Here is a 22,574-nt window from a genome sequence, read left to right as displayed (position 1 = left end):
ACTGCGTCGGCGGTCAGCGCGCCAGCGCGGCATCCAGCGATGCCTGCAGCACCGCGCCGTCGAGTTCCTGGCCGATCAGCACCACGCGCGTGCCCTGCGGCTCGCCGGCACGCCACGCGCGATCGAAATAGCTGTCGAAACGCTGGCCCACGCCATGCAGCACGAGTCGCATGGCCTTGCCCGGCAGCGTGGCAAAGCCCTTTACGCGATAGATCGTGTGCGCCGCCACCAGCTTCTGCAGCGCGGCCACCAGCGTATCGCGGTCCACCGTGCCGGCATGGACCACCACCGATTCGAACGCGTCGTGATGGTGATCGGCATGGTCGGGGTCGTCGGCGCTGCCATGATGGTCGGGGCGCAGGTGAATCGTGTCTTCCGACGCGCGCTGCAGGCCCAGCAGCATGCCCACGTCGAGCTTGCCGGCCTGCGCCGGCACGATCTTGACCTCGGTCGGAATCTCGGGCCGCACCAGGGCTTCGACGCTGGCGATCTGCGCGGCGTCCATCAGGTCGGTCTTGTTCAGGATCACCAGGTCGGCGCTGGCCAGCTGGTCTTCGAACAGTTCATGCAGCGGCGACTCATGGTCCAGGTTCGGATCGGCGCGGCGTTGCGCGTCCACCGCCACCGGGTTGGCGGCAAACTGGCCGGCCGCCGCGGCGGGACCATCGACCACGGTGACCACCGAATCCACCGTGAAGGCATTGCGGATGCTGGGCCAGTGGAAGGCCTGCACCAGCGGCTTGGGCAGCGCCAGGCCCGACGTTTCGATCAGCACGTGGTCGATCTGGTCGCGCCGCTCCAGCAGCTGCTCCATGACCGGGAAGAATTCCTCCTGCACGGTGCAGCACAGGCAGCCGTTGGCCAGTTCGTACAGCTGGCCCGTGGGCTCGCCCGCGTCGTCGCAGCCGATACCGCAACCTTTCAGGATTTCGCCGTCGATGCCCAGTTCGCCAAATTCGTTGACGATCACCGCGATGCGGCGGCCATTGGCGTGATCGAGGATATGGCGCAGCAGCGTGGTCTTGCCGCTGCCAAGGAAGCCCGTGACGATGGTGGCCGGAATCTTGGAGGTTTGCATGGAGGCTCGGGCGGAATTTGCGAAGGCGATCAGGATACGGAGATCGGAAGGGGCTGTCTATTTGCATGTGAGGACGGGATGTCCCCTCTGCCGCGCGGGCGATGCCATCCACGATGGATCGCGACTTGGTTTGCCGTGCCCTCTCCCCCAACCCCTCTCCCGCGCGCGGGAGAGGGGAGCGAAGCCACAGCCGTTTGAAAGCCGGCCGGTGTTCTCCCCTCTCCCGCCTGCGGGAGAGGGGCGGGGGAGAGGGCACAGCACATCGGCGGCCGCTAACGCCTGCCTCTGCGCCACGCGGCGATGGCACCGGCGCCGATCGTCAGCGCCGCCAGCATCAGCGCGAATGCCTGGTGCCGCGCGCGTTCGGCGGGCGCTGCCGACACCGCCACGGCCTGTGGCGCCAGCCGCTGGCCTGTCACGTGCTCCGTGTCCGACTGTGCGATGGCAGCCGGGGCAGTCACGGCGGGGGCCGCAGGCACCGGATGCACCGGCGCGGCCTTCGTCTCCGATGGCGAAGACCGCGCCTTGGCGCCCTGCCCGGCCGGCCCCACCATCGCATCGGCCAGTTCCCGGCCCAACGCCCTCATGTCGATCCGCGCGGCCTTGCCCTGCCGTGCGACATGCGCCATCAGCACCGGGTTGCCGCAGGTGTTGGCGGTGCACGACAGCCCGTCGCGTTGCACGCTTGCCGCGTACTGGCGCAGCAGTTCGCGGCGCTCGGCATCGGTGAAGCGGTAGCTGCCCTGGCGATCCACTTCCAGCAGGCGCGCCAGAATGCCCTGCCGCGCGTGCGGATTGGCCGCGCGGAAGAACGCGTCCATGCCCATGCCAAGCTTGTCGGCCACATAGACGTCGTAGGTCTGCTGCCAGAATGCGCCCGGCATCTGCTCGGGCACCGTCGCCTGGAAACCGTACAGGTGCTCCACTTCCTTGTACATCTCGCGGGCGCCCGCGTAGCCCGACCGCTGCATCGCGGCGATCCACTTCGGATTCCACTGCCGGGCGTTCAACTCGGTGGCCAGCCACGTGCGCGCATCGACGGTCTGCGTCTGCCCTTCCCGGCGCAGATTGTGCAGCCACAGTGGCGGCGCCGTGCCGCTGACCGCCCGCGTGGCGGCCGTGAGCCCGCCCGCGTACTGGTAGGTATCGTCGTTGTCCAGCGCCCCGTAAAGCGTGCTGGTGCGCGAGAACAGCACGGCCTGGTTCGATTTCAGATGGCTGGCCAGCGCCGCCGGTGCCGATTCGCCCCAGCCGTCGGCCGAATACGCGAAGTTCATATAGCGCAGGTACTGGCGGGCGAGGCCATCGGGCGGCCCCTGGGCGTCGCGGCTTTGCTCGACCATCTGCTGCACGCCGATCGCGTAGTTGCCCGGTTTCGCCGCGAATACGCGGGCCCGCGCCAGCCTGCCGGCCTGCTCCGGCCCGACGCCCTGCCGGGCCAACTCTGCTGCGACGTCCCGGTCATGGCGGCTAATTGCATTATTTCCGGCAGCGGCGGCCAGTCGGGCGGCCTTGTCCAGCAGCGCGATCTTGTCGCCAAACCCGTCGCGGTAAATGCCGGACGTGGTCAGCAGCACGTTCACGCGCGGCCGGCCCAGTTCGGTATCGGGAATCAGCCGCACGTCCTCGACATTGCCGCGCGCATTCCACACCGGCTCCACGCCCATCAGGTACAGCGCCTCGGCTTCCATGGCGCCCTGATGGCGCTCGGTCTCGCCATACCAGAGCACCATCGACACCGTTTCGGGCCAATTGCCGTGTTCGCGCCGGAAGCGTTCCAGCGTCTGCCCGGCCATCGTCTTGCCCAGCGCCCACGCGGCGCGCGTGGGAATCCGGGCGCCGTCGAAAGCGTGCAGGTTGCGCCCGGTTGGCAGGCTGTCGGCCACGCGCACGGGATCGCCCAATGGCCCGCTGGGCAGATAGCGGCCCGCCAGCACCGTGATCAGCCCATCCAGTTCGGCCTGCGGCGATGCACGCAAGTCCGCCAGCCATTGCCGGCCAGCCTCCAGCGCACGGCGGGCATCGTCGCCAACGTCCTCCGCCGGGGCCGGTTGGCGGCCGGCCACCAGATCGGCGGCCCAGGCGTGCAAACGCGCCGGATCGGTCCTGGTGCGGGCGCCCAGCATCATCGCCAGCGCGTCGGTCTGATCGGCGGGCGCGGGCATCTGCCCCAGCACGTGGATGCCCAGCGGCATCGGCTCGGCCTCCACCTTGTGCAGGAAGGCATGCACGACCGGCTCGATGGTGTCCCACGGTGCGTTGACGTCCAGCCCCAGTTGCCGGTCCAGCTTCAGTGTCCGGATCTGTTCCAGCGCCTGCCTGCGGTACTGCGCCGACAGATCGGGCGCGCTGTCCTGCGTGGCATCGGCCTGTTCGATGGCTTCGTCCAGCGATGCCAGCGCCGGCGGCTGTCCGGCGGCAGCCAGCAGCGGCGCCAGGTGGCTCACCAGTACCGCCGCACTGCGGCGCCTGGCCTGGATGGCCTCGCCGCCGCCATCCTGGATATAGATATAGGCATTCGGCAGGTCGCCCAGCAGGACTTCGGAAGCCTCGTCGCCAGATTGGCCCACCTGCTTGCCCGGCAGCCATTCCAGGGTGCCATGGCGCCCGACATGCACCACGGCGTCGGCGCCAAACACATGCCGGTACCACAGGTAGGCGGCCACATAGGAATGCGGCGGCGGCGTGATGGTGTCGTGCGCGGCGTCCATCGCCCTGTCGAAGGTGGAACGCAGCGGTTGCGGGCCGACGAACACATTGCCGAAGAACAGACCCGGCACCACGAAGGCCGGCGCCCCGTCGGCATCGTGCGCGCGCATCAGCGGGTTGCGTTCGGGCGGCCCCCAGGCGCGCACCACCGCATCGCGGAACGTCGCCGGCAAGGTATCGAACCAGCGGCGGTACTGCGTCAGCGGCACCAGCTTGACGTGCCCGGCGCGCACCATGCGATCGAGTTCGCCGGGCGACCACGTCTCCACGTTGCGGCCGTTGGCTTCCAGCAGCGCGGTCAGCGTGGCGGTGTCGGGCATGTCGCGCCCGGTGTCGTAGCCAGCGGCCTGCAGCCGCTGCAAGATCTGGGCGAGCGTGGGCAGCGTCGCCAGATAGCTCGCGCCAATGTTGCCGCGTCCCGGCGGATTGTTGTAGTAGAGCACGGCCACATGCTTGCGCGCAGCCGGTTTGTCCTGCAGCGCAATCCAGCGCCGCACGCGCGCGACCACCGCGTCCACGCGCTCGGGCACGGCGGCGCTGGCCTTCGCGCCGTCGTGGTCTTCCTGCGTGGCAAACAGCACCGGCTCGGTGGCGCCGCTGCGTTCGGGCGCCCCCAGCAGCAGCGGCAGCCGCTCGCCGGCAATGCCGCGCACGTCGGCGTGCCACGCAGCGGCGCTGTCGCGCGTGGCCATCAGGTTGATGGCATGCAGGCCGTGGCGCGCCAGCCAGTCCTTGTCTTCGGCGCGCGGAATCGTCAGGTTCAGGGCCAGCAGCGCCCGCAGCGGCGTCGTGCCGTCCTGCGTCAGCAAGGCATCGAGACTCGACAGCGGCCAGCCGAACGCCGGCACGGCGCCGATGCCCTGCCGTTCCAGCGCATCGACCAATGCATCGATGTGCGCCAGGTCCCGCTGGCGGTAGTTCGTGGCATAGAACGAGATGCCGACCAGCGGTGCCTCATCGCGCACACGCCCCGTCGACCGATACCAGCGCAGGTATGCGTCCAGCGACGCGAACGGCTGCGGTGCGCGCGGATGGTAGATGCCGGCCGCCGGCGCCGGCTTGACCGGCGGCACGGCGATCGGTGTCACGCCGGCGGTGCGCTGGTGCGCCGCGACAACCGCCGCCAGCGCCGCGGCCAGGTTGTCGGCACCGCCCGCGTCCCAATACGGTTGAATCGCGGCATTCAGCGCGGCGTCGGTATGGAGGCGCCAGGCAGCTTCGGCCACGTCGGCGGGCGCGGCCGATACCAGCGCACCGCGCGACTGCGCCCGCTGTACGCCGGGCGCCATCTGCCGCAGCACCGCCGCCGGCACGAACCACGCCTGGATGACGTCGGCCTGCGCCAGCGTGCCGGCATCGGGTGCGGTCGTCGTAAAGGTGAATTCCGCCACGTCGTTGCCATGCACGGCACGGAATGTCTCGGCGGCGGCCGGCAGCAGATGCGTTTGCGACGCCACCACCAGCACGCGCACCGGCCCACCCCATGCCAGCATCGGCAGGATCAGGCACAGGTGAAGAAGGGCTGGCAGCAGGCGCCGGCAGGCGGCAGGAAGCGCGGACACGTCGGAAGCGGACTGGGGCGTGGAGAGGGAGGGCGCGGCGAAAAAATGGGACGCCGGCGCGGCATTCTAACCGCCAGCCAGGCCTGCCCGTCATACGGCTGTGATGTATCCGCCCCCGGCATCGTGTCGCGTTGCACCGGTTGTTGCATCGGGCTAACAGGATGTGGTTTTTTTACCGACGACAGATTTTAGCCATGTCCGATACGGATAACGCTCCCAAACGGCAGCTTTCGCCACAATCGGCAAGTTCGCTATCAGGCCGGAGGTAAAAAAGACAAAGCCGGGACATGCCCCAAGGCGGCTCCCGGCTGATGGGCGGTAAATCTACCCCACCATCCGGGTGACGGCAATCATTCTTGTGGGGGAGCCCACATGATGCATGGTGACCCATCGTGTACGTTGCGCCGTATCGTCTATATTTGACCGCATGGCGCGCACACAACCGAAACGACTCACACGCCGTACGACAGCCCCGGGAGGTAACTGCCATGCGTTCGCTTGCAAACTTGTTCAGTCCGCCGACGCCAGAGAAGATCGCCGAAAAGGAACTGCAAGACATGAGGCTGACGCTTTTCCAGGCAGAACGTCGCCTGCTTGAAGCGCAGATGCAAGTCGATTATTACCGCAACATGATCGCCTTCCTTGAAGAGGTACACGCCACCGGCGTGGAAGGCGTGGCGGACCGGCGCTTTGCGTCGCCGCCGCAACCCGAGACGCCGCAGTTGCAGGCGGCGCCCGCCCGCAGCACCCCTGGCCTGGCCACGATTCCGATCGTTCCCACGGCCGCCTGACCCTGCCTGGAAGCCTGACAAGCCGTCGCACGGACGCTCCGGCGCCCGTGCGATACTGGCCGCTTTCCCGCATTCACAGGAACGGCCATGAGCTTGCTGCCCGCCATTGAAATCGACACCGCACCGAATCCGACCCACGCCGTGATCTGGATGCATGGGCTTGGGGCGGATGGCAGCGACTTCGTCCCCGTGGTGCCCGAGCTGGGCCTCCCCGACACGCTGGCCGTGCGTTTTGTCTTTCCGCATGCCCCGGCCATCCCCGTCACCTGCAATGGCGGCTACGTCATGCCCGCGTGGTACGACATCTATTCGCTCGACGAAGCGGGCCGCAAGGCCGACGTGGCGGGCATCGCGCAGTCGCGCGACGCCATCCGTGCCCTGATCGCCCGCGAAATCGCGCGTGGCATTCCGGCCGCGAACATCGTGCTGGCCGGATTCTCGCAAGGCGGCGCCATTGCCTATACCACGGCCCTGACGCACCCGCAGACACTGGCCGGCGTGATCGCGCTGTCCACCTACATTCCGTCGCCCGAACTGATCGCGGCGGAAGCCACCCCGGCCAACGCCAACACGCCGATCTTTGCCGCGCATGGCACGGCCGACGATGTGGTGCCCTTGACCCTGGGCACCCGCGCCCGCGATTTCCTCACGGGACGCGGCCAGCCGGTGACCTGGCATGCGTACGGCAACATGCCCCATTCGGTCTGCCTCGAAGAAATTGCCGATATCGGCACATGGCTGCAAGCGCGCCTGGGCTGACAAGCCGTTCTGGCGCTTTCGTTGCCGGGTGCGGTACCGGTTACGCTACCGGGTGCGTTACCATCACGCGCCCCGCCCTTCAGGATGTTCGCCAATGATCCCCGTCTCGCCGCCGCCCCGCATCGATTTCAACACCCGCAAGGCGCTGATGTTCGCGCTGATGGCCGAACGGCTATCCGCGTTCTACGAACACGGCCAATGGATGACCGAAGCCCAGGGCGCCACGCTGGCCGGCAACTGGCTGTCGCGCTCGAAGCTGCAGCTGGCGCTGACCGAGCGGCGCCTGCTGTCGGACCTGAGCGACCAGCTGGCCCGCCAACTGGCCGCCACGCTGTCGCGCGAAGCCGGTCTGTACGCGTCGCACGAGATGATGGAAGCCCTGGACCCGAACTACCAGTCAGCCTTCGCTCACGACATGCTGGACGAATGCGACCGGATGCTGCGGGAGAACGGGGCGGAAGATTAAAGTCGATTTAGCATCACTTTCGGCGCCGTCCGGACGCGAATTATTGACTTTTATTCCCGTTTCCATAAATTATCCAACTCAGGATAATTCAAGATAAACGGATGCGCTACTTCAGCAGACCGGAGCTTGCCTCGGAACTCGCCGCGCAGTTGCAGGGCCTTGCGGTATTTGGCGACGCGCAGAACGGGCTGTTCCTCGCGGCACCCAGACGCACCGGAAAATCGATGTTCTTGCAGTACGACTTGCGCCCGGCCCTTGAAAAGGCGGACGTACTGGTGATCTACGTCGATCTCTGGTCAGACCAGCGGAAGGACCCCGGCGCGCTGATTGCGGAAGGGATCGCGCACGCACTGGCCGAAAATCAGGGCGTGGTGGCCCGCACTGCCCGCAAGGCGCGCCTGGAAAGCGTCACCATCGCGGGCACGCTGAAGATAGACACCTCCCGGGTGGGCAGTATCGACGGCGCGACGTTGCCGCAGGCTCTCCAGGCGCTGCACAAGAAAACGGGCAAGCCCATCGCGTTGCTGATCGACGAAGCGCAGCATGCCCTGACCAGCGAATCTGGCGAAACCGCCATGGCCGCACTGAAGTCCGCGCGCGATCAGATGAACACGCCCGAGGCTATCGCGCTAATGCTTGTCATGTCCGGCTCGGACCGCGACAAACTGTTACGGCTGGTCAACGCCACCAGCGCCCCCTTCTACGGCTCATCCATCCACCAGATGCCCACCTTGGGCAAAAGCTATGTGGCGCATGTCGCGGCACTGATCGAGGAGCAACGCAGCGAGTTGCGGCCAGTCGATCAGCCCGCGCTGCTCGAAGCGTTCCAGCTTTTCGGATATCGGCCACAGTTTTTCCATGCAGCGATCGGCGAATCGTTGAATCCGCTCGAAGCCGATCACGGCGAGCGGTTCGAACTGCGCGTGCTTGCCGCCGCCCGCAGACGGCAAGCACAGGACACGGCACAGATGAAGTCCGACTACCTGGGCCTCAAGCCGCTTGAGCAGGCAGTGCTGGCACGGATGCTGTCGATCGGCAGCAAGTTTCGGCCTTACGACGCAGAATCGCTGGCGTTCTACCGCCAGCACTGCCCCGGCATGACGGTTTCGCCGCAAAAAGTCCAGGCGGCGCTGGAAAGCCTGCGGGACCGGTCGCCGGCTCTGGTATGGAAATCGGCCCGCGGCGAATATTCCGTGCAGGATTCCACCATGCACGAATGGTTCAAGGAACTCAGCCAGCGTGACGGCTGGCCGCCGTCCGAAGGCTGAGGCCCCGTCCAGTTGTCACGGCGCCTGTACCGCCGCCCGTTTCACGCTTTTCGGATTCAGTCGTTCGGCATCGAGCCGGCGGAACACCAGGGCGGAGAACAGCGTGATGACGCCCACCGACAGGAAGGCCAGCCGGTAGGCCGGCGCCGCGACGCCAAGCTTCACCGAGAACAGACTGACGAGGCCGCCGCCGATGGTGACGCCCAGGCCGATGGCCAGCATCTGGACCATCGAGAACAGGCTGTTGCCGCTGCCGGCGTCCTCGCGGGTCAGGCCCTTCAGCGTCACACTGTTCATCGCCGCGAACTGCATCGAATTGGCGGCGCCGAACGTGGCCAGCTGCACGATCGACAGGGCCAGCGGCCAGCCCGGCGAGATGGCCGAGAACGACGCGATGGATGCGCCGACGATCACCGTGTTGACAAGCAGGAACGTGTCGTAGCCAAAGCGATTCACCAGCGGCACGATCCAGCGTTTGGAGATCGTGCCGGCAATGGCCACCGGCAGCAGCATCATGCCGGAGTGCAGCGGCGAATAGCCCAGCTGCAGCTGGAACAGCAGCGGCAGCAGGAACGGCACCGCGCCCGAGCCGATCCGGCAGACCAGGTTGCCGATCAGGCCCACGCTGAAGTTGGGCTCTCGGAACAGCGCCAGCCGGAACAGCGGCGTGGCATGCCGGCGCGCATGGGGGATATAGAGCAGCGCGCTGCCGATGCTGATGGCAGCCAGCAAGGCACTCCACGGGCTATGCGCGCCGTTTTCGAGCGCCAGCGAGAACGTGACCATGCATAGCGACAGCAGACCGCAGCCAAGCCAGTCGAACGGCGGCGCCACACCGGCTTCGCCCGCCGGCAGGTAGCGGCGCACCGCGAAAAGTCCCACCAGCCCGACCGGCACGTTGATCAGGAAGATCCAGTGCCACGACGCGCTCTGGACCAGCCAGCCGCCCAGCACCGGCCCGAAGATCGGCCCGACCTGCCCGGCAATCGACACGAACGCCAGCGCGGCGATGTACTGCTCGCCAGGGATATTGCGCAGCACGGCCAGCCGGCCGACCGGCAGCAGCATCGATCCGCCCACACCCTGCAGCACCCGCGCAATCACCAGCTGCGTGAGCGTATGCGCCGTGGCGCAGAACACCGAACCCAGCACGAAGATCAGGATGGCGCTGAAGTACACGCGGCGCGTGCCGAACTTGTCGGCCAGCCAGCCCGATGCCGGGGTCAACATCGCCATGGTCAGCGTATAGGCCACCACCACGGGTTTCAGGTCGAGCGGCTTTTCGCCCAGGCTGTGCGCCATCGATGGCAGCGCGGTATTGACGATCGTGGTGTCCAGCGTCTGCATGAAAAAGCCGGCGAAGACAATCCACAGCATGGCCTGATGGGAAACGGCCTGATTGGGGGCGGGGGCGGAGGCGGTATGCATTCGGGGAGATCCTGCTGTCATGCCAGTCCGGGAAGCCCCGGACCGTGCAAGCATGGTACGCACCCGGCACCCCATCGGGAACCCCTCTGGGTTTATTGACTGCCATCGGTAAATCCGATGACAATGCGCCGATGCTCAATCCCGTCTGGATCCGCACCTTCGCCACGGTGGCCACCGCGCACAGCTTTACCGAAGCCGGCCGCCAGCTTGGCCTGTCGCAATCGTCGGTCAGCGACCACATCCGCCGGCTGGAACAGCGCGTCAACCGGCGCCTGTTCGTGCGCGATACCCATTCGCTGGCGCTGACGCCCGATGGCGAGGCGCTGCTGGTACATGCCCGCCTGATCCTGGAATCGCTGGCCCGCGCCGAGCAGCAGTTCAGCGCGCCGCGCCTGCAGGGTCGCGTCCGGCTGGGTTGTTCCGAAGACCTGGCGCAAGGGCCGCTGCCCAATGTGCTGGCGGCCTTCCGCGCCACGCACCCGGACGTGGAACTGGAAATCACGATCGGCATGACCAGCAAGCTGTACGAATGGATCGAAGCCGGCACGCTGGACCTGATCATCGGCAAACGGCGGGAAGGCGAACGGCGTGGCGTGCCGCTGTTTCGCGGCCAGCTCGAATGGCTGGCGCGGCCCGGCACCGTGGTCGATGTGGGCCAGCCGCTGCCGCTGATCCTGGTCAACGAGCCCAGCGTGACACGATCGGTGGTGCTCGACACCCTGGCCACGGCGGGCTGGCGCTGGCGCGTGGTCTGCACTAGCAGCAGTCACTCGGGCTGCATTGCCGCGGCGCGCGGCGGCCTTGGCATCACGGTACGGGCGCAGAATCTGACGGGTGGCGGACTGGTGCCGCCCGTCAATGTCGATGCCCTGCCCGCCCTGCCCGATGTCGAATTCATCACGCTGGCCGCGGGGCGCCTGTCCCGCCCGGCCGACACCCTTCTGCAGCTGATCCGCAAGAGCGACCTGCGGGCACGCGTGGACTGACGCGCCCAGCCCGGCCGCCCCGGCCAGCCGGACCAGCCGCACCAGTCGGCCGGCGGGTCAGGCCGCCGGAAGCAGCGTGCGCAGCGCCTGCCAGGCCGTCAGCAGGTGGTACGGCGTGGTGGACGGCATTTCGGCCCGGATGACGGCGCCGTCCGGCGCCAGGCACTCGTGCCAGCCGCGCGCGTGCAGGAAGCGTGCGCGGAACCGGTCGATCCAGGTTTCCAGTTCGGCCAGCGCCGCCGCGTCCTGGTCCGCCCGAGCCTTGACCATCAACGCGCGGGCGAATTCGGTCTGGGCCCAGATCCGCTCGGTGGGGTCCTGCAACGCGCCGTGGCCGTCGAGCGCGGCGCACACGCCCAATGTGGCATCCGCCACGCCATGGCGGCGGGCGAACGCAAAGGCCTGCGGCAGCGATGCGGCCAGCGGGCCATCGGCAAACAGCGCCGGGGCCGTCATGACCAGCGAATACCACTCGAACTGATGGCCGGGCTCGATCCGGTTGCCCGGCGTGCCCTGCGGCAGTTCGGCAACGCAACCGTTGGCCGGGTCGACAAACCGGACGTGGACGGCATCGGCCAGCGTCTTCAGCCGCTGGGCCATCCAGGCATCGCCGGTGATATCCAGCGCCGCCAGATAGGCCTCGGTCAGGTGCATGATCGGGTTCTGCAGCACACCGCTTTCGTTGGGCCCGAAGTTCTGCGCCAGTGCCGCGTGATAGAGACCGTTGCCGTCGGCAAAGCGCGCCTCGATCACGGCGATGGTGCGTTGCATGGTCTCCAGCGCCGCGGCGTCGCCACTGGCCCGGTGGTAATGCGCGCAGGCGAATACCACGAAGGCGTAGGTATACAGGTCGCGCGTGGCATCCAGCGGCGCACCCTGCGCGTCGATGCTGTAGATCCACCCCCCGGCGCCATCGCCAAAATGGCGAATCAGCGATTTGAACAGCGTGGCCGCGTGCGGCAGATTGCCCATCGTCGCAAAGACATAGAGCTGGCGCGCGCAGGCCATGGCGCGGTAGCGCTTGTCGGGCAACGGCTGGCCGGACACGCCGTCCAGCGCCTCGTGCGCGAGCGCCATCGACGGATTCCAGCCCGGCCCGGTCCAGGACGGCAGGACGGCGGTATCGAAATGCGCCAGCAGCGCGGCAATGCGGTCGGTAAGGGTCGTGGAAACAGGCATGGTAGAGGTCCGGTCTGCCGTCCCCGGGCGCGACATGGCCCCCGGGAACCCAAGGCCGCACACGATATCAGGACCGATGCCCCCAGCATAGGCCGCGGACGCCGCACTGCGGCATTTCCTGCTGGAAATGGCGCGGTGCGGTGCTATGTTGAAAGTCCACCGGGGCCCCTGCCTGGTGGTGAATCACCGGAGTACCGTTATGCAGACCCATCCGATGTCCCTGTCCGACCAGCGCCGCACCCTGGTCATGCATGTCATGGAAGACCCGCCGGGACGCTACACCTGGCGCATCATCGTCGAGGAAAAATGCGGCGGCGCCGACTGCGACAGCACCATCGAGGCGCAGACCGACTACCCGTCGCACGCCGAAGCCGAAGCCGCCTGCTGGGTCGCCGGCAATGGCATGCTCGACGGCCGGCGCACCACGGACGAAGTCGCCGGCACCCGACACTAGCCGAACCAAACGTGGTTGCAATGCGTGAATATGCGTGACATTACGTGACGATGCGACCCAATAGGCGCTTGAAGCGCCGCTGAGCCCCTTGAACATGGCCGGTGCCCGCCATAGGCTGGAAGCCCGTAGGGAGAAAAGCGATGGACAAGCCGACCGTTAGCCCCAACCGCTTTGTCGAAATCCTGAACGAGCGGCTGACCCAGCATCCCCTCTATCGCGAGGGGATGCATGTGTACGCCATTCCGGCCCATTCGGATACCCCGCGCAGCCTTGTCTGCGTCGGGCCACGTGGCACCGAGGGGATTTGCGCCACGATCGAGAACATCGTTCGCGGCGAGTGCGATGTCTTCCCGGATATCGCACAGGATTGGCATCGCCAACCACCGCGGCCGCAACGCGCGCACCACGCACGCTGAGCGGCGCTGCATCCAGGGCCCATGGCCGGCATTGCGCCGGCCTGGCACACAGCGCTTACCGCCCGTCAACGACCGCGCCCACTGGCTGGCCGGCTGGACTGTCTTTTTCGACACAATCCTGCACCAACCGCTTCGGCTGGATACAATGACTGCCGCTATCCCTGCCCGGAGCGCCGATGAAGAAAGCATTCGAAATCGAAGGCGCGGTAGACGGCTTGCCCGTCGCCCGTGTCCAGTCGATCCCGGAAACCAGTGAGGCCCGCGCCGCTGCCGTGGCCGCCACCGTGGCCCGCACGGCCATCGATTTGGCGGACCACGCCATGCGCAACTGGACCGACCCGCTGGACGGGCCGGTGCGCATCGGCTCGGCCGAACACCTGCGCATGTTCTGCAACATGTTGCTGCAGACCCACAACCCGTACAAGCCGTCGGTCATCGACTGGCCAACACTGCCACCCGACGCGCTCAAGCGCGTGACCTCGCTGCCGATCTGGGATATCGCCGTACAGACCGAAGGGCGCGCATCGGTACGGGTGCATAGCTTTGCCGCCCGCCAGAAGGATGCCCTGCTGCGCAGCGCGCTGGAAATGGATGCCGACGAGGAAGCGCGCCACAAGGTCGTGCTCTCGAAGCTGGTACAGGCGTACGGCATCACGCTGGCGCCCGAACCCGAATACCTGCCGCCCGCCGACGCCGAATGGGGTTGGCTGGTCACCGGCTACAGCGAGTGCATCGACAGCTTCGCCGCGTTCGGCCTGTTCGCGGCAGCCAAGGATTCGGGCTTCTTTCCGGCCGAGCTGGTGGAGACCTTCGAGCCGGTGATCCAGGAAGAAGGCCGTCATATCCTGTTTTTTGCCAACTGGGTGGCGTGGTATCGCGCGAGCCTGCCGTGGTGGCGCCGCCCGGCCTTCGCGCTCAAGGTCGCACGCGTCTGGCTGTTCCTGATCCGCGAGCGCATCGGCCTGGCAAAGGGCATCGACGTCAAGGCGGACGGCACCGCGCAGGATGCCAATTTTCCGATGAACGCCGCCGGATCGCTGGGCCAGACGCTGTCGGCGGGCGCCATGATCGATCTGTGCCTGGCCGAGAACGAACGGCGCATGGCGGGGTATGATGCGCGCCTTGTCCGGCCCACCACCGTGCCCAGGCTGGCCCGCCTGGCGCGGCGATTCATCAAATAAGACCCATGCTGCTGTTCGGATTGTCCCTGCTGACCCTGGTGGTCTGGTGCGTCCTGGTATTCGCCCGCGCCGGATTCTGGCGCGTGCGCAAACCCGCCCCCTCCCCTCAACCGGCCCACTGGCCGCCCGTGATCGGCGTGATTCCGGCCCGCAACGAAGCCGATGTGATTGCCCGCGCCGTGACCGGGGTACTGAGCCAGCAATATCCTGGCCGCCTGCAGCTCGTCGTGGTGGACGACCACAGCACCGACGGCACGGCCGATATCGCCCGGGCCGCCGCCGTTTCCATCGGCAAGGGCGAAGCGTTGACGGTGATCGGCGCGCGCGACCTGCCCGCCGGCTGGAGCGGCAAGGTCTGGGCGCAGTCCGAGGGGCTGGCCGCTGCCGACCAGCGCATGCCCGACGCCGCCTTCGTGTTCCTGACGGACGCCGACATCTGGCACGGCCCGCACACCGTGCGCGAACTGGTTGCCCGCGCCGAACACGAGCAGCGCGACCTGACATCCCTGATGGTGCGCCTGCGCTGCGAATCGTGGTGGGAACGGATGATCGTGCCGGCTTTTGTCTTCTATTTCGCCAAACTTTACCCGTTTCAGCGCGTCGCCGACCCGCGCAGCAAGGTGGCTGGCGCGGCCGGCGGCTGCATGCTGGCGCGGCGTTCGGCACTGGCCCGGATCGGCGACTTTGCAGCGATCCGCGGCGAGCTGATCGACGACTGCAGCCTGGCGGCGAAGATCAAGGCAGGCGGCTCCATCCGGCTGGACCTGGCCGACGACAGCGTGTCGCTGCGCCCGTATGACGACTGGCAAAGCCTGTGGAACATGATTGCGCGCAGTGCCTATACGCAGCTCCACTATTCGCCGCTGATGCTGGCGGGTGCCACGCTGGGCATGATCCTGACCTATCTGGCGCCGCCCGTGCTGGCGCTCGCCGGCGGCGCAGCGGCATGGCCAGCCTGGCTGGCCTGGGTCCTGATGGCGATCAGCTACCGTCCCATGCTGCGCGAGTACCGGCAGCCGGCATGGCTGGCACCGTTGCTGCCGCTGACGGCGCTGTTCTATCTGGGCGCCACGCTCGATTCGGCGCGCCGTTTCTATCTGCGCCGGGGCGGTCAGTGGAAGGGCCGCAACCAGGCGCCCGTCCGCTCCTGAGCACCCTGGCGGCTGGGCCGCGCCGGGCCGGTTACTTCAAGTAGCCGTTATCGCGGAACCAGTGCAGCGCATCGCGTAGCGCCTCCTGGTATGGGCGCGCGGTATAGCCCAGCTCGCTCTCGGCCTTGGCCGACGTGAAGAACATCCGGTATTGCGACATCTTCAGGCCGTCAACGGTCACGAACGGCTCCTTTTTCGTGAATTGCGCCACGGCTTCGGCCACCCGGGCAATCGGGTACAGCGGCCAGCGCGGCAGTTCGATGGTCGGCGCCTTGCGCCCGGCCATGCCGGCGATGTCCGCCAGCATCTGCCGCAGCAGCACGTCCTGGCCGCCAAGAATGTAGCGTTCGCCGATGCGGCCTTTGTCCAGCGCCAGGAAATGACCGTTCGCCACATCGTCGACGTGGGCCAGGTTCAGGCCGGTATCGACGAATGCCGGGATTTTTCCCGTGGCCGCCTCGACGATGATCCGGCCCGTCGGTGTGGGGCGTACGTCACGTGGGCCGATCGGCGTGGACGGATTCACGATCACGGCGGGCAGCCCCTCGGCCACCAGCCGCTCCACCTCGCGCTCGGCCAGTACCTTGCTGCGCTTGTAGGCGCCGATGGCCTCGTGGCCCGCCATGGCGGCGGTCTCGTCCACCGGACCGGTGGCGCCGGCCACCCGCAGCGTGGCGACGCTGCTGGTATAGACGATGCGCTCGACGCCAGCGTCCCGCGCCGCGTTCATCGTCGTGACCGTGCCGTCCACGTTGGAACGGACGATTTCCTCGGGATCGGGCGCCCACAGGCGGTAATCGGCCGCCACATGGAACAGATAGCGGACGCCGGCCATGGCGCGCGCCATGGACGCCGGATCGCGCATGTCGCCTTCCACGACCTCTACCGGCAGCCCGGCCAGGTTGGCGCGCGGGCTGGTGGCACGGACCAGCACCCGCACCTGGAAGCCGCGCTCCAGCGCCTGGCGCATGACCGATGAACCCAGGAAGCCCGAAGCCCCTGTCACGAGAATGCAATTGTGAATTTCAAATCCCCTATGGGCGTTGCGGACGCGTTGAACGAGAATCCGCCGTTATACCAAGACGCAGGGCGGCATTTTCACCGGAATGACCCTGTTGGCAACAGCCAACGCGGCGGCATGAAAATCCGACCCGGTATATAGTACCTACCGTGAACCGGAAAAGTGATGCCGGAATACCAAAATAACTGATGTCTTCGAATCTTCACAAGAGGGTCGGGGGGCCGTCTCCATGCAGGTGATCCTTGCCAAACCCAGGGGCTTTTGCGCGGGCGTGGTCCGTGCGATCGAGATCGTGGACCGTGCCCTGATCAAGCACGGCGCTCCCGTCTATGTTCGCCACGAAATTGTCCACAACAAGCATGTGGTGGAATCGTTGCGGAAAAAAGGCGCGCGCTTCGTCGAGGAACTCGACGAAGTGCCGGGTGACGCGGTCACCATCTTCAGCGCCCACGGCGTGGCCCGCAGTGTGATCGCCGAGGCACAGCGCCGCGATCTGCACGCGATCGACGCCACCTGCCCGCTGGTGATCAAGGTCCATAACCAGGGCCGCCAGTACGCCGCCGCCGGCCGCCATGTGATCCTGATCGGCCACGCCGGCCACCCCGAGGTGGAAGGCACGATGGGCCAGATTCCGGGCAAGGTGCTGCTGGTGCAGGACGAGGCCGAAGTGGCCGCGCTGGACCTGCCGGCCGACGCACCTGTGGCATATATCACCCAGACCACGTTGTCCGTGGACGACACCCGTAATATCATTGCGGCGCTCCACCGGCGTTTTTCCGATCTGGTGGGGCCCAGCACGCGCGATATCTGCTATGCCACGCAAAATCGGCAAAGTGCGGTACGGGAATTATCCGAGCGCGTGGATGTCATTCTCGTGATCGGGGCCACCAACAGTTCGAATTCGAACCGGCTGCGCGAAATCGGCACGGAAAGTGGCGTGCCGAGTTACCTGATTGCCGACGGCAGCGAACTGGACCCGGCCTGGGTCCGCAACGCCGACGTGGTTGGCATTACCGCGGGTGCTTCGGCACCCGAAGACATGGTGGAAGACGTCATTGCCGCCCTGCGACGCCTTGGTCCGGTCAACGTATCGGTCATGGAAGGCATCGAGGAACATGCCGAATTCCGCCTGCCGGCTGAACTAGCCGATGCAACGCTGGCCCCAGGGGCCAGAAGAACAACTGATATCAGTGACGCCCAGCTTGCCGGCCAGACGGCGGCCGGCTGAACCGACACACTGAACCTGACAGGAAGCACCCCCTTGGCCATTCCGTTTCTCCAGGTCGCCCGCGTAGGCGCCTACATCGCACGCAAGCATCTGTCCGGGCAAAAGCGTTACCCGCTGGCCCTGATGCTCGAACCCCTGTTCCGCTGCAACCTGGCCTGCTCCGGCTGCGGCAAGATCGACTATCCGGACCCCATCCTGAACCAGCGCCTGTCGGTGCAGGAATGCCTGGAAGCGGTCGACGAATGCGGCGCCCCCGTGGTGTCGATCGCCGGCGGCGAGCCGCTGCTGCACAAGGACATGCCGGAAATCGTGCGTGGCATCATCGCCCGCAAGCGTTTCGTCTACCTGTGCACCAACGCCCTGCTGCTGGAAAAGAAGATCGAGCAGTACCAGCCGAGCCCGTATTTCGTGTGGTCGATCCACCTGGACGGCGACCGCGAGATGCACGATCACTCGGTAAACCAGGAAGGCGTGTACGACCGCTGCGTCGAAGCCATCCGCATGGCCAAGGAACGTGGCTTCCGCGTCAACATCAACTGCACGCTGTTCAACGATGCCAAGCCGGACCGCGTGGCCCAGTTCTTCGACTCGGTCAAGGCGATGGGCGTCGACGGCATCACGGTGTCGCCGGGCTATGCCTACGAGCGCGCGCCGGACCAGCAGCACTTCCTGCACCGCGGCAAGACCAAGCAACTGTTCCGCGACATCCTGGCGCGCGGCAACGCCGGCAAGAAGTGGGCGTTCAGCCAGTCGACGATGTTCCTGGACTTCCTGGCCGGCAACCAGACCTACAAGTGCACGCCGTGGGGCAACCCGGCACGCACCGTGTTCGGCTGGCAGCGTCCGTGCTACCTGGTCGGCGAAGGCTATGTGAAGACCTTCAAGGAACTGATGGAAGGCACCGACTGGGACGCCTACGGCGTTGGCAACTACGAAAAGTGCGCCAACTGCATGGTGCACAGCGGTTTCGAGGCGACGGCCGTGGCCGACACGTTCTCGCACCCGCTCAAGGCGCTGGGCGTGAGCCTGCGCGGCGTGAAGACCGACGGCCCGATGGCCCCGGATATCCCGCTGGACAAGCAGCGCCCCGCCGAATACGTGTTCTCGCGCCACGTGGAGATCAAGCTGGCCGAGATCGGCAACCTGAAGAAGGCGCAGGGCAGCCGCGCCGAGGCCGTGCAGGCCGCCCAGGTTCACTGAGCACCATGAAAAACGGCCGCCCGATCTCGATCGGCGGCCGTTTGAAGAAAAACCGGGACTGGGCGACCAGGCCCGGTTTTTTTATGGCGGGTGCCCGGCGCCTGCCGGTTAGGCGCGCGCGTTGTGACTGTTCAGGTACTTGATCAGCCCGTCGATGCCGTCGCGCGCCACGATGTCCGCGAACTGCTTGCGATACACCTCGATCAGCCAGGCGCCCATCATGTTGATGTCGTAGATTTTCCAGCCGTCGGCGCCCTTCTGCAGACGGTAGTCGATCAGCATTTCGTCGCCGTTATTCATCACACGCGTCGCCACGACCGCGTCACTGGCGTTATTGCCAGACTTGGCGGGCTTGTACGAGAACTTCGGGCTCTGTTCGCGCAGTTGCGACAGCGACACCGCATAGCTGCGCACCAGCAGTGCCGTGAACTGTTCCTGGAGCGTTTTTTGCTGCTCTGGAGTGGCCTGCTTCCAGGCATTGCCGACCGCCAGCCGCGTGGTGCGGCCAAAATCGGTGTAGGGAAGGAATTCGCGCTGGACGACGGCGGTAATTTTTGCAAGATCGCCGGCGCGGGTTTCAGGATCGGACTTGATCTTCGTGATCACGCCTTCGACGGCGGACTGCACGAGCTTGTCCGGCGCGGCGCTGGTATTGACCTGCGCATGCGCGGCAGACACGACGACCACCGCGGCGATCGGCGCGATGATGGCGGCGGGAAGGATTCCGTAACGGTTCATGACTCATCGAAGCAATACGGCCGGGTTGGCCAGTCGGGCCAGTATATAGCGGATCGCGATGTTGCCTCGCTGCCAGGCGCGCGTGGCGGCGGGTGCGGAATGCCCCGCTTCAACCGCTATACTCCGGGTGCCGCCCATGCGCCCCCGCCGCATCGGGCGCTGAAGATACAGGACTCATGATCAGACCGCTGCTGGTTCGCACCGTCAAATTCGCCACCGTTCACGCCTGGCTCGTGATCGGCATCGCCCTGCTGCTCACCCTCGGCAGCGGCGTCTATGTTGCTCGCAATTTCGCCATCAACACCGACATCAGCCGCCTGCTGGAATCGGACGCCCCGTGGGCGAAGAACGACGCCGCCATCAGCGAAGCGTTCCCGCAGCGCGACAAGATGATCCTGGCCGTCGTGCAGGCCCCGGCCAAGGAACTGGCCGACGCCGCCGCCAACGAACTGGCCGACGCGCTGCGCCAGCAGCCCAACCGCTTCAAGGCCGTCGGCCAGCCCGGCTCGGGCCCGTTCTTCGAACGTAATGGCCTGCTGTTTGCCGATACCGCCAGCGTCCAGGACATGGCCGGCAAGCTCGGCCAGGCCCGGCCGCTGCTGAACAACCTGGCGCACGACCCCACGCTGCGCGGCCTGTCCGACCTGCTCACCACCACGCTGAACCTGCCGCTGCAGCTTGGCCAGATCAAGCTGTCCGACATGGACCGGCTGCTGGGCGAAAGCGCCCGCACCATCGACGGCGTGCTGGCCAACAAGCCCGTGGCGCTGTCATGGGCAGGGCTGGTCGACGACAGCCTCAAACCCAATGCCGACGGCCGCGCGTTCAGCTTCGTCACGCTGTCGCCGGTGCTGGACTTCAGCGACCTCAAGGCCGGCTCGGGCGCCAGCGATGCCATCCGCGCCGCCGCCACGCAGCTGAAGCTGACCGAACGCTACAACGCCGTGGTGCGGCTGACCGGCCCGCAGCCGCTGGCCGACGACGAATTTGCCTCGGTCAGCGAAGGCGCCGTGCTCAACGGCGTGCTGACGCTGATCGTGGTGATCGGCATCCTGTGGATGGCACTGCGCTCCGCCCGCCTGATCACGGCCGTGCTGGTGAGCCTGCTCTCGGGCCTGATCATGACCGCCGCGCTGGGCCTGATGATGGTCGGCGCGCTGAACATGATCTCGGTGGCTTTCGCGGTGCTGTTCGTGGGCCTGGGCGTGGACTTCGGCATCCAGTTCGGTGTGCGCTATCGTGCCGAACGGCACGACCACGGCGACCTGGACCAGGCCCTGACGCTGGCTGCCCGCGACGTGGCCGGCCCGTTGACGCTGGCCGCAGCCGCCACGGCGGCGGCCTTCTTCTGCTTCCTGCCCACCGATTACCGCGGCGTGGCCGAACTGGGCAAGATTGCCGGCGTGGGCATGTTCATCGCCTTCGCCACCACGTTCACGATGCTGCCGGCGCTGATCCGCGTGCTGGCGCCGCGCGCCGAGGAAGAAATGCCCGGCTTTGGCTGGCTGGCGCCCGCCGACGCGTTTTTCGAGCGCCATCGCAAGGGCACGCTGGTCGGCGTGCTGGCCGTGCTGATCGGCGGCGCCCCGCTGCTGCCGCACCTGCGCTTCGACTTCGACCCGCTGCACCTGAAGGATCCGCATTCGGAATCGATGTCCACGCTGCTGGCGCTGAAGGACGCGCCGCAGGCCGGCACCGACGACATCAAGGTGCTGGCGCCCACGCTGAAGGATGCCGAAGCCACCGCCACGAAGCTCAAGGCCCTGCCCGAGGTGGCGCGCGTGGTCACGCTGAAGACCTTCATTCCCGACGATCAGGCCCCCAAGCTGGCCATCATCGCCGGCATGGCCAAGAGCCTGATGCCGGTGCTGACGCAGCCGACCGCCACGCCGGCCACCGACGCGCTGCGCGTGGCGTCGCTGCGCAATGCGTCGCGCCAGCTGTCGCTGGCCGCGCTCGATCACCCCGGCCCGGGCGCCGAATCGGCCGAACATCTGTCGCGCGCCCTCAAGCAGCTTGCCGACGCGACGCCCGCCGTGCGCGACCGCGCCGAGCTGGCCGTGGCGCTGCCGCTGCGCCTGGCGCTGGGCTCGCTGAAGAACGCGCTGCAGCCCGAACCGGTGTCGCAACAGACGCTGCCGCCCGAACTGGCGCGCGACTGGCTCGCGCCGAATGGGCAGGCGCTGGTCAATGTGAGCCCGAAACTGCCGCCGCCCGGCGCGAAGAACGAAGCCGCCCGCGAGGCGGCGCTGAGCAAGTTCATTGCCGTGATGGCCCGCGTGCAGCCTGACGCCACGGGCGGCCCGATCGCCATCAAGGGATCGGCCGATACCATCATGAACGCCTTCATCCATGCCGGCATCTGGGCGGTGCTGTCGATCACGGTGCTGCTCTGGATCACCCTGCGCCGCGTCGGCGACGTGCTGCGGACCCTGATCCCGCTGCTGGTGTCGGGGCTGGTCACGCTGGAGCTGTGCGTCGTGCTCGGCATCTCGCTGAACTTTGCCAACATCATCGCCCTGCCGCTGCTGCTGGGCATCGGCGTGGCGTTCAAGATCTACTACGTGATCGCCTGGCGCCACGGCAAGACCAAGCTGCTGCAGTCCAGCCTCACGCACGCGGTGCTGTACAGCGCCGGCACCACGGCCACGGCCTTCGGCAGCCTCTGGCTGTCGCATCACCCCGGCACGGCCAGCATGGGCAAGCTGCTGGCGCTGGCGCTGATCTGCACCCTGGCCGGTGCCGTATTCTTCCAGCCGATCCTGATGGGCCGCCCGCGCCGCGAACTGAACGGCCGTGCGGAACCGCTGGGACCGTCGCTTCCCCCTCTCACGGTGGCTACGACCATGGCACAATCTGCCGATAAATCTTCAGGGTCGGACGCTGGCAAGTCCCGGCGGTAGCCCCGGGGCGCCCACCGGCGCAGTTCGGACGGACGTGTCCCGGCGCTGCCGGGTGC

18 protein-coding genes are annotated in these 22,574 nt (G+C 66.9%); 12 read left to right on the top strand and 6 right to left on the bottom strand.

Annotated elements, in window-relative coordinates:
- Positions 1–13 precede the first annotated feature (13 nt).
- Together cobW and AC24R4_RS09815 are read right to left on the bottom strand one after the other, a co-directional pair.
- Positions 14–1,078: a cobalamin biosynthesis protein CobW gene (gene cobW / locus AC24R4_RS09820; protein ID WP_400393971.1), complete on the bottom strand. Its 1,065-nt coding sequence runs from the start codon at positions 1,076–1,078 to the stop codon at positions 14–16.
- 272 nt (positions 1,079–1,350) lie between these two features.
- Complete coding sequence (locus AC24R4_RS09815; RefSeq protein WP_487522860.1) at positions 1,351–5,349, bottom strand: cobaltochelatase subunit CobN; 3,999 nt, start codon at positions 5,347–5,349, stop codon at positions 1,351–1,353.
- 488 nt (positions 5,350–5,837) lie between these two features.
- Between AC24R4_RS09815 and AC24R4_RS09810 the strand changes: the two genes are divergently transcribed.
- The 4 genes from AC24R4_RS09810 to AC24R4_RS09795 all read left to right on the top strand — a co-directional run bounded on the left by AC24R4_RS09810 (position 5,838) and on the right by AC24R4_RS09795 (position 8,633).
- Positions 5,838–6,140 (top strand): hypothetical protein, encoded by a 303-nt coding sequence (locus AC24R4_RS09810; protein ID WP_400397355.1) that lies wholly within the window; start codon positions 5,838–5,840, stop codon positions 6,138–6,140.
- An 87-nt stretch (positions 6,141–6,227) separates the two neighbouring features.
- A complete protein-coding gene (locus tag AC24R4_RS09805) occupies positions 6,228–6,899 on the top strand; it encodes an alpha/beta hydrolase (RefSeq protein WP_487522859.1) in 672 nt (223 codons plus the stop codon).
- Between the two features lie 94 nt (positions 6,900–6,993).
- The gene (locus AC24R4_RS09800) at positions 6,994–7,365 is read left to right on the top strand and encodes a hypothetical protein (RefSeq protein WP_487522858.1); all 372 of its coding nucleotides are present in this window, start codon (positions 6,994–6,996) and stop codon (positions 7,363–7,365) included.
- Positions 7,366–7,466: 101 nt separating this feature from the next.
- Complete coding sequence (locus AC24R4_RS09795) at positions 7,467–8,633, top strand: AAA family ATPase (RefSeq protein WP_487522857.1); 1,167 nt, start codon at positions 7,467–7,469, stop codon at positions 8,631–8,633.
- Positions 8,634–8,648: 15 nt separating this feature from the next.
- Here AC24R4_RS09795 and mdtD read toward each other — a convergent pair whose 3' ends face one another.
- Positions 8,649–10,061, bottom strand: a complete 1,413-nt coding sequence (gene mdtD, locus AC24R4_RS09790; protein ID WP_400396274.1) for a multidrug transporter subunit MdtD — start codon at positions 10,059–10,061, stop codon at positions 8,649–8,651.
- A 131-nt stretch (positions 10,062–10,192) separates the two neighbouring features.
- On the opposite strand from mdtD, the gene AC24R4_RS09785 reads away from it, so the two are divergent.
- Complete coding sequence (locus AC24R4_RS09785) at positions 10,193–11,047, top strand: LysR family transcriptional regulator (protein ID WP_400396273.1); 855 nt, start codon at positions 10,193–10,195, stop codon at positions 11,045–11,047.
- A 57-nt stretch (positions 11,048–11,104) separates the two neighbouring features.
- Here AC24R4_RS09785 and AC24R4_RS09780 read toward each other — a convergent pair whose 3' ends face one another.
- Positions 11,105–12,226 carry an AGE family epimerase/isomerase gene (locus AC24R4_RS09780; RefSeq protein WP_487522856.1) on the bottom strand — a complete coding sequence of 374 codons (1,122 nt, stop codon included), beginning with the start codon at positions 12,224–12,226 and terminating at the stop codon, positions 11,105–11,107.
- Positions 12,227–12,425: 199 nt separating this feature from the next.
- On the opposite strand from AC24R4_RS09780, the gene AC24R4_RS09775 reads away from it, so the two are divergent.
- The 4 genes from AC24R4_RS09775 to AC24R4_RS09760 all read left to right on the top strand — a co-directional run bounded on the left by AC24R4_RS09775 (position 12,426) and on the right by AC24R4_RS09760 (position 15,428).
- The gene (locus tag AC24R4_RS09775) at positions 12,426–12,680 is read left to right on the top strand and encodes a hypothetical protein (protein ID WP_153949299.1); all 255 of its coding nucleotides are present in this window, start codon (positions 12,426–12,428) and stop codon (positions 12,678–12,680) included.
- A 140-nt stretch (positions 12,681–12,820) separates the two neighbouring features.
- Positions 12,821–13,096 (top strand): hypothetical protein, encoded by a 276-nt coding sequence (locus AC24R4_RS09770; RefSeq protein WP_487522855.1) that lies wholly within the window; start codon positions 12,821–12,823, stop codon positions 13,094–13,096.
- A 320-nt stretch (positions 13,097–13,416) separates the two neighbouring features.
- Complete coding sequence (locus tag AC24R4_RS09765) at positions 13,417–14,277, top strand: ferritin-like domain-containing protein (protein ID WP_400393788.1); 861 nt, start codon at positions 13,417–13,419, stop codon at positions 14,275–14,277.
- A 5-nt stretch (positions 14,278–14,282) separates the two neighbouring features.
- Entirely contained in the window at positions 14,283–15,428 is a 1,146-nt protein-coding gene (locus AC24R4_RS09760) for a glycosyltransferase (protein ID WP_400393780.1), read from the top strand.
- Positions 15,429–15,459: 31 nt separating this feature from the next.
- Here AC24R4_RS09760 and hpnA read toward each other — a convergent pair whose 3' ends face one another.
- Complete coding sequence (hpnA, locus tag AC24R4_RS09755) at positions 15,460–16,440, bottom strand: hopanoid-associated sugar epimerase (protein WP_400393790.1); 981 nt, start codon at positions 16,438–16,440, stop codon at positions 15,460–15,462.
- A gap of 238 nt (positions 16,441–16,678) precedes the next feature.
- On the opposite strand from hpnA, the gene ispH reads away from it, so the two are divergent.
- Both ispH and hpnH read left to right on the top strand, forming a co-directional pair.
- Positions 16,679–17,677, top strand: a complete 999-nt coding sequence (gene ispH / locus AC24R4_RS09750) for a 4-hydroxy-3-methylbut-2-enyl diphosphate reductase (RefSeq protein WP_400393781.1) — start codon at positions 16,679–16,681, stop codon at positions 17,675–17,677.
- Positions 17,678–17,710: 33 nt separating this feature from the next.
- Complete coding sequence (gene hpnH / locus AC24R4_RS09745) at positions 17,711–18,877, top strand: adenosyl-hopene transferase HpnH (protein WP_400393783.1); 1,167 nt, start codon at positions 17,711–17,713, stop codon at positions 18,875–18,877.
- Positions 18,878–18,985: 108 nt separating this feature from the next.
- On the opposite strand, the gene AC24R4_RS09740 is transcribed toward hpnH, so the two are convergent.
- On the bottom strand, positions 18,986–19,615 hold the full coding sequence (locus AC24R4_RS09740) for an MlaC/ttg2D family ABC transporter substrate-binding protein (protein ID WP_400393784.1): 630 nt from the start codon (positions 19,613–19,615) through the stop codon (positions 18,986–18,988).
- Positions 19,616–19,791: 176 nt separating this feature from the next.
- On the opposite strand from AC24R4_RS09740, the gene hpnN reads away from it, so the two are divergent.
- Positions 19,792–22,518 (top strand): hopanoid transporter HpnN, encoded by a 2,727-nt coding sequence (hpnN, locus tag AC24R4_RS09735; protein WP_400393786.1) that lies wholly within the window; start codon positions 19,792–19,794, stop codon positions 22,516–22,518.
- Positions 22,519–22,574 lie beyond the last annotated feature (56 nt).

This window comes from Cupriavidus sp. CER-90, from assembly GCF_057652055.1.
This window is presented reverse-complemented; position numbering and strand designations above follow the sequence as displayed.

Coding starts and splice junctions, on each gene's coding strand:
- cobW (WP_400393971.1), bottom strand. CDS start 1,078: ATGCAAACCTCCAAGATTCCGGCCACCATCGTCACGGGCTTCCTTGGC.
- AC24R4_RS09810 (WP_400397355.1), top strand. CDS start 5,838: ATGCGTTCGCTTGCAAACTTGTTCAGTCCGCCGACGCCAGAGAAGATC.
- AC24R4_RS09805 (WP_487522859.1), top strand. CDS start 6,228: ATGAGCTTGCTGCCCGCCATTGAAATCGACACCGCACCGAATCCGACC.
- AC24R4_RS09800 (WP_487522858.1), top strand. CDS start 6,994: ATGATCCCCGTCTCGCCGCCGCCCCGCATCGATTTCAACACCCGCAAG.
- AC24R4_RS09795 (WP_487522857.1), top strand. CDS start 7,467: ATGCGCTACTTCAGCAGACCGGAGCTTGCCTCGGAACTCGCCGCGCAG.
- mdtD (WP_400396274.1), bottom strand. CDS start 10,061: ATGCATACCGCCTCCGCCCCCGCCCCCAATCAGGCCGTTTCCCATCAG.
- AC24R4_RS09785 (WP_400396273.1), top strand. CDS start 10,193: ATGCTCAATCCCGTCTGGATCCGCACCTTCGCCACGGTGGCCACCGCG.
- AC24R4_RS09780 (WP_487522856.1), bottom strand. CDS start 12,226: ATGCCTGTTTCCACGACCCTTACCGACCGCATTGCCGCGCTGCTGGCG.
- AC24R4_RS09775 (WP_153949299.1), top strand. CDS start 12,426: ATGCAGACCCATCCGATGTCCCTGTCCGACCAGCGCCGCACCCTGGTC.
- AC24R4_RS09770 (WP_487522855.1), top strand. CDS start 12,821: ATGGACAAGCCGACCGTTAGCCCCAACCGCTTTGTCGAAATCCTGAAC.
- AC24R4_RS09765 (WP_400393788.1), top strand. CDS start 13,417: ATGCGCAACTGGACCGACCCGCTGGACGGGCCGGTGCGCATCGGCTCG.
- AC24R4_RS09760 (WP_400393780.1), top strand. CDS start 14,283: ATGCTGCTGTTCGGATTGTCCCTGCTGACCCTGGTGGTCTGGTGCGTC.
- ispH (WP_400393781.1), top strand. CDS start 16,679: ATGCAGGTGATCCTTGCCAAACCCAGGGGCTTTTGCGCGGGCGTGGTC.
- AC24R4_RS09740 (WP_400393784.1), bottom strand. CDS start 19,615: ATGAACCGTTACGGAATCCTTCCCGCCGCCATCATCGCGCCGATCGCC.
- hpnN (WP_400393786.1), top strand. CDS start 19,792: ATGATCAGACCGCTGCTGGTTCGCACCGTCAAATTCGCCACCGTTCAC.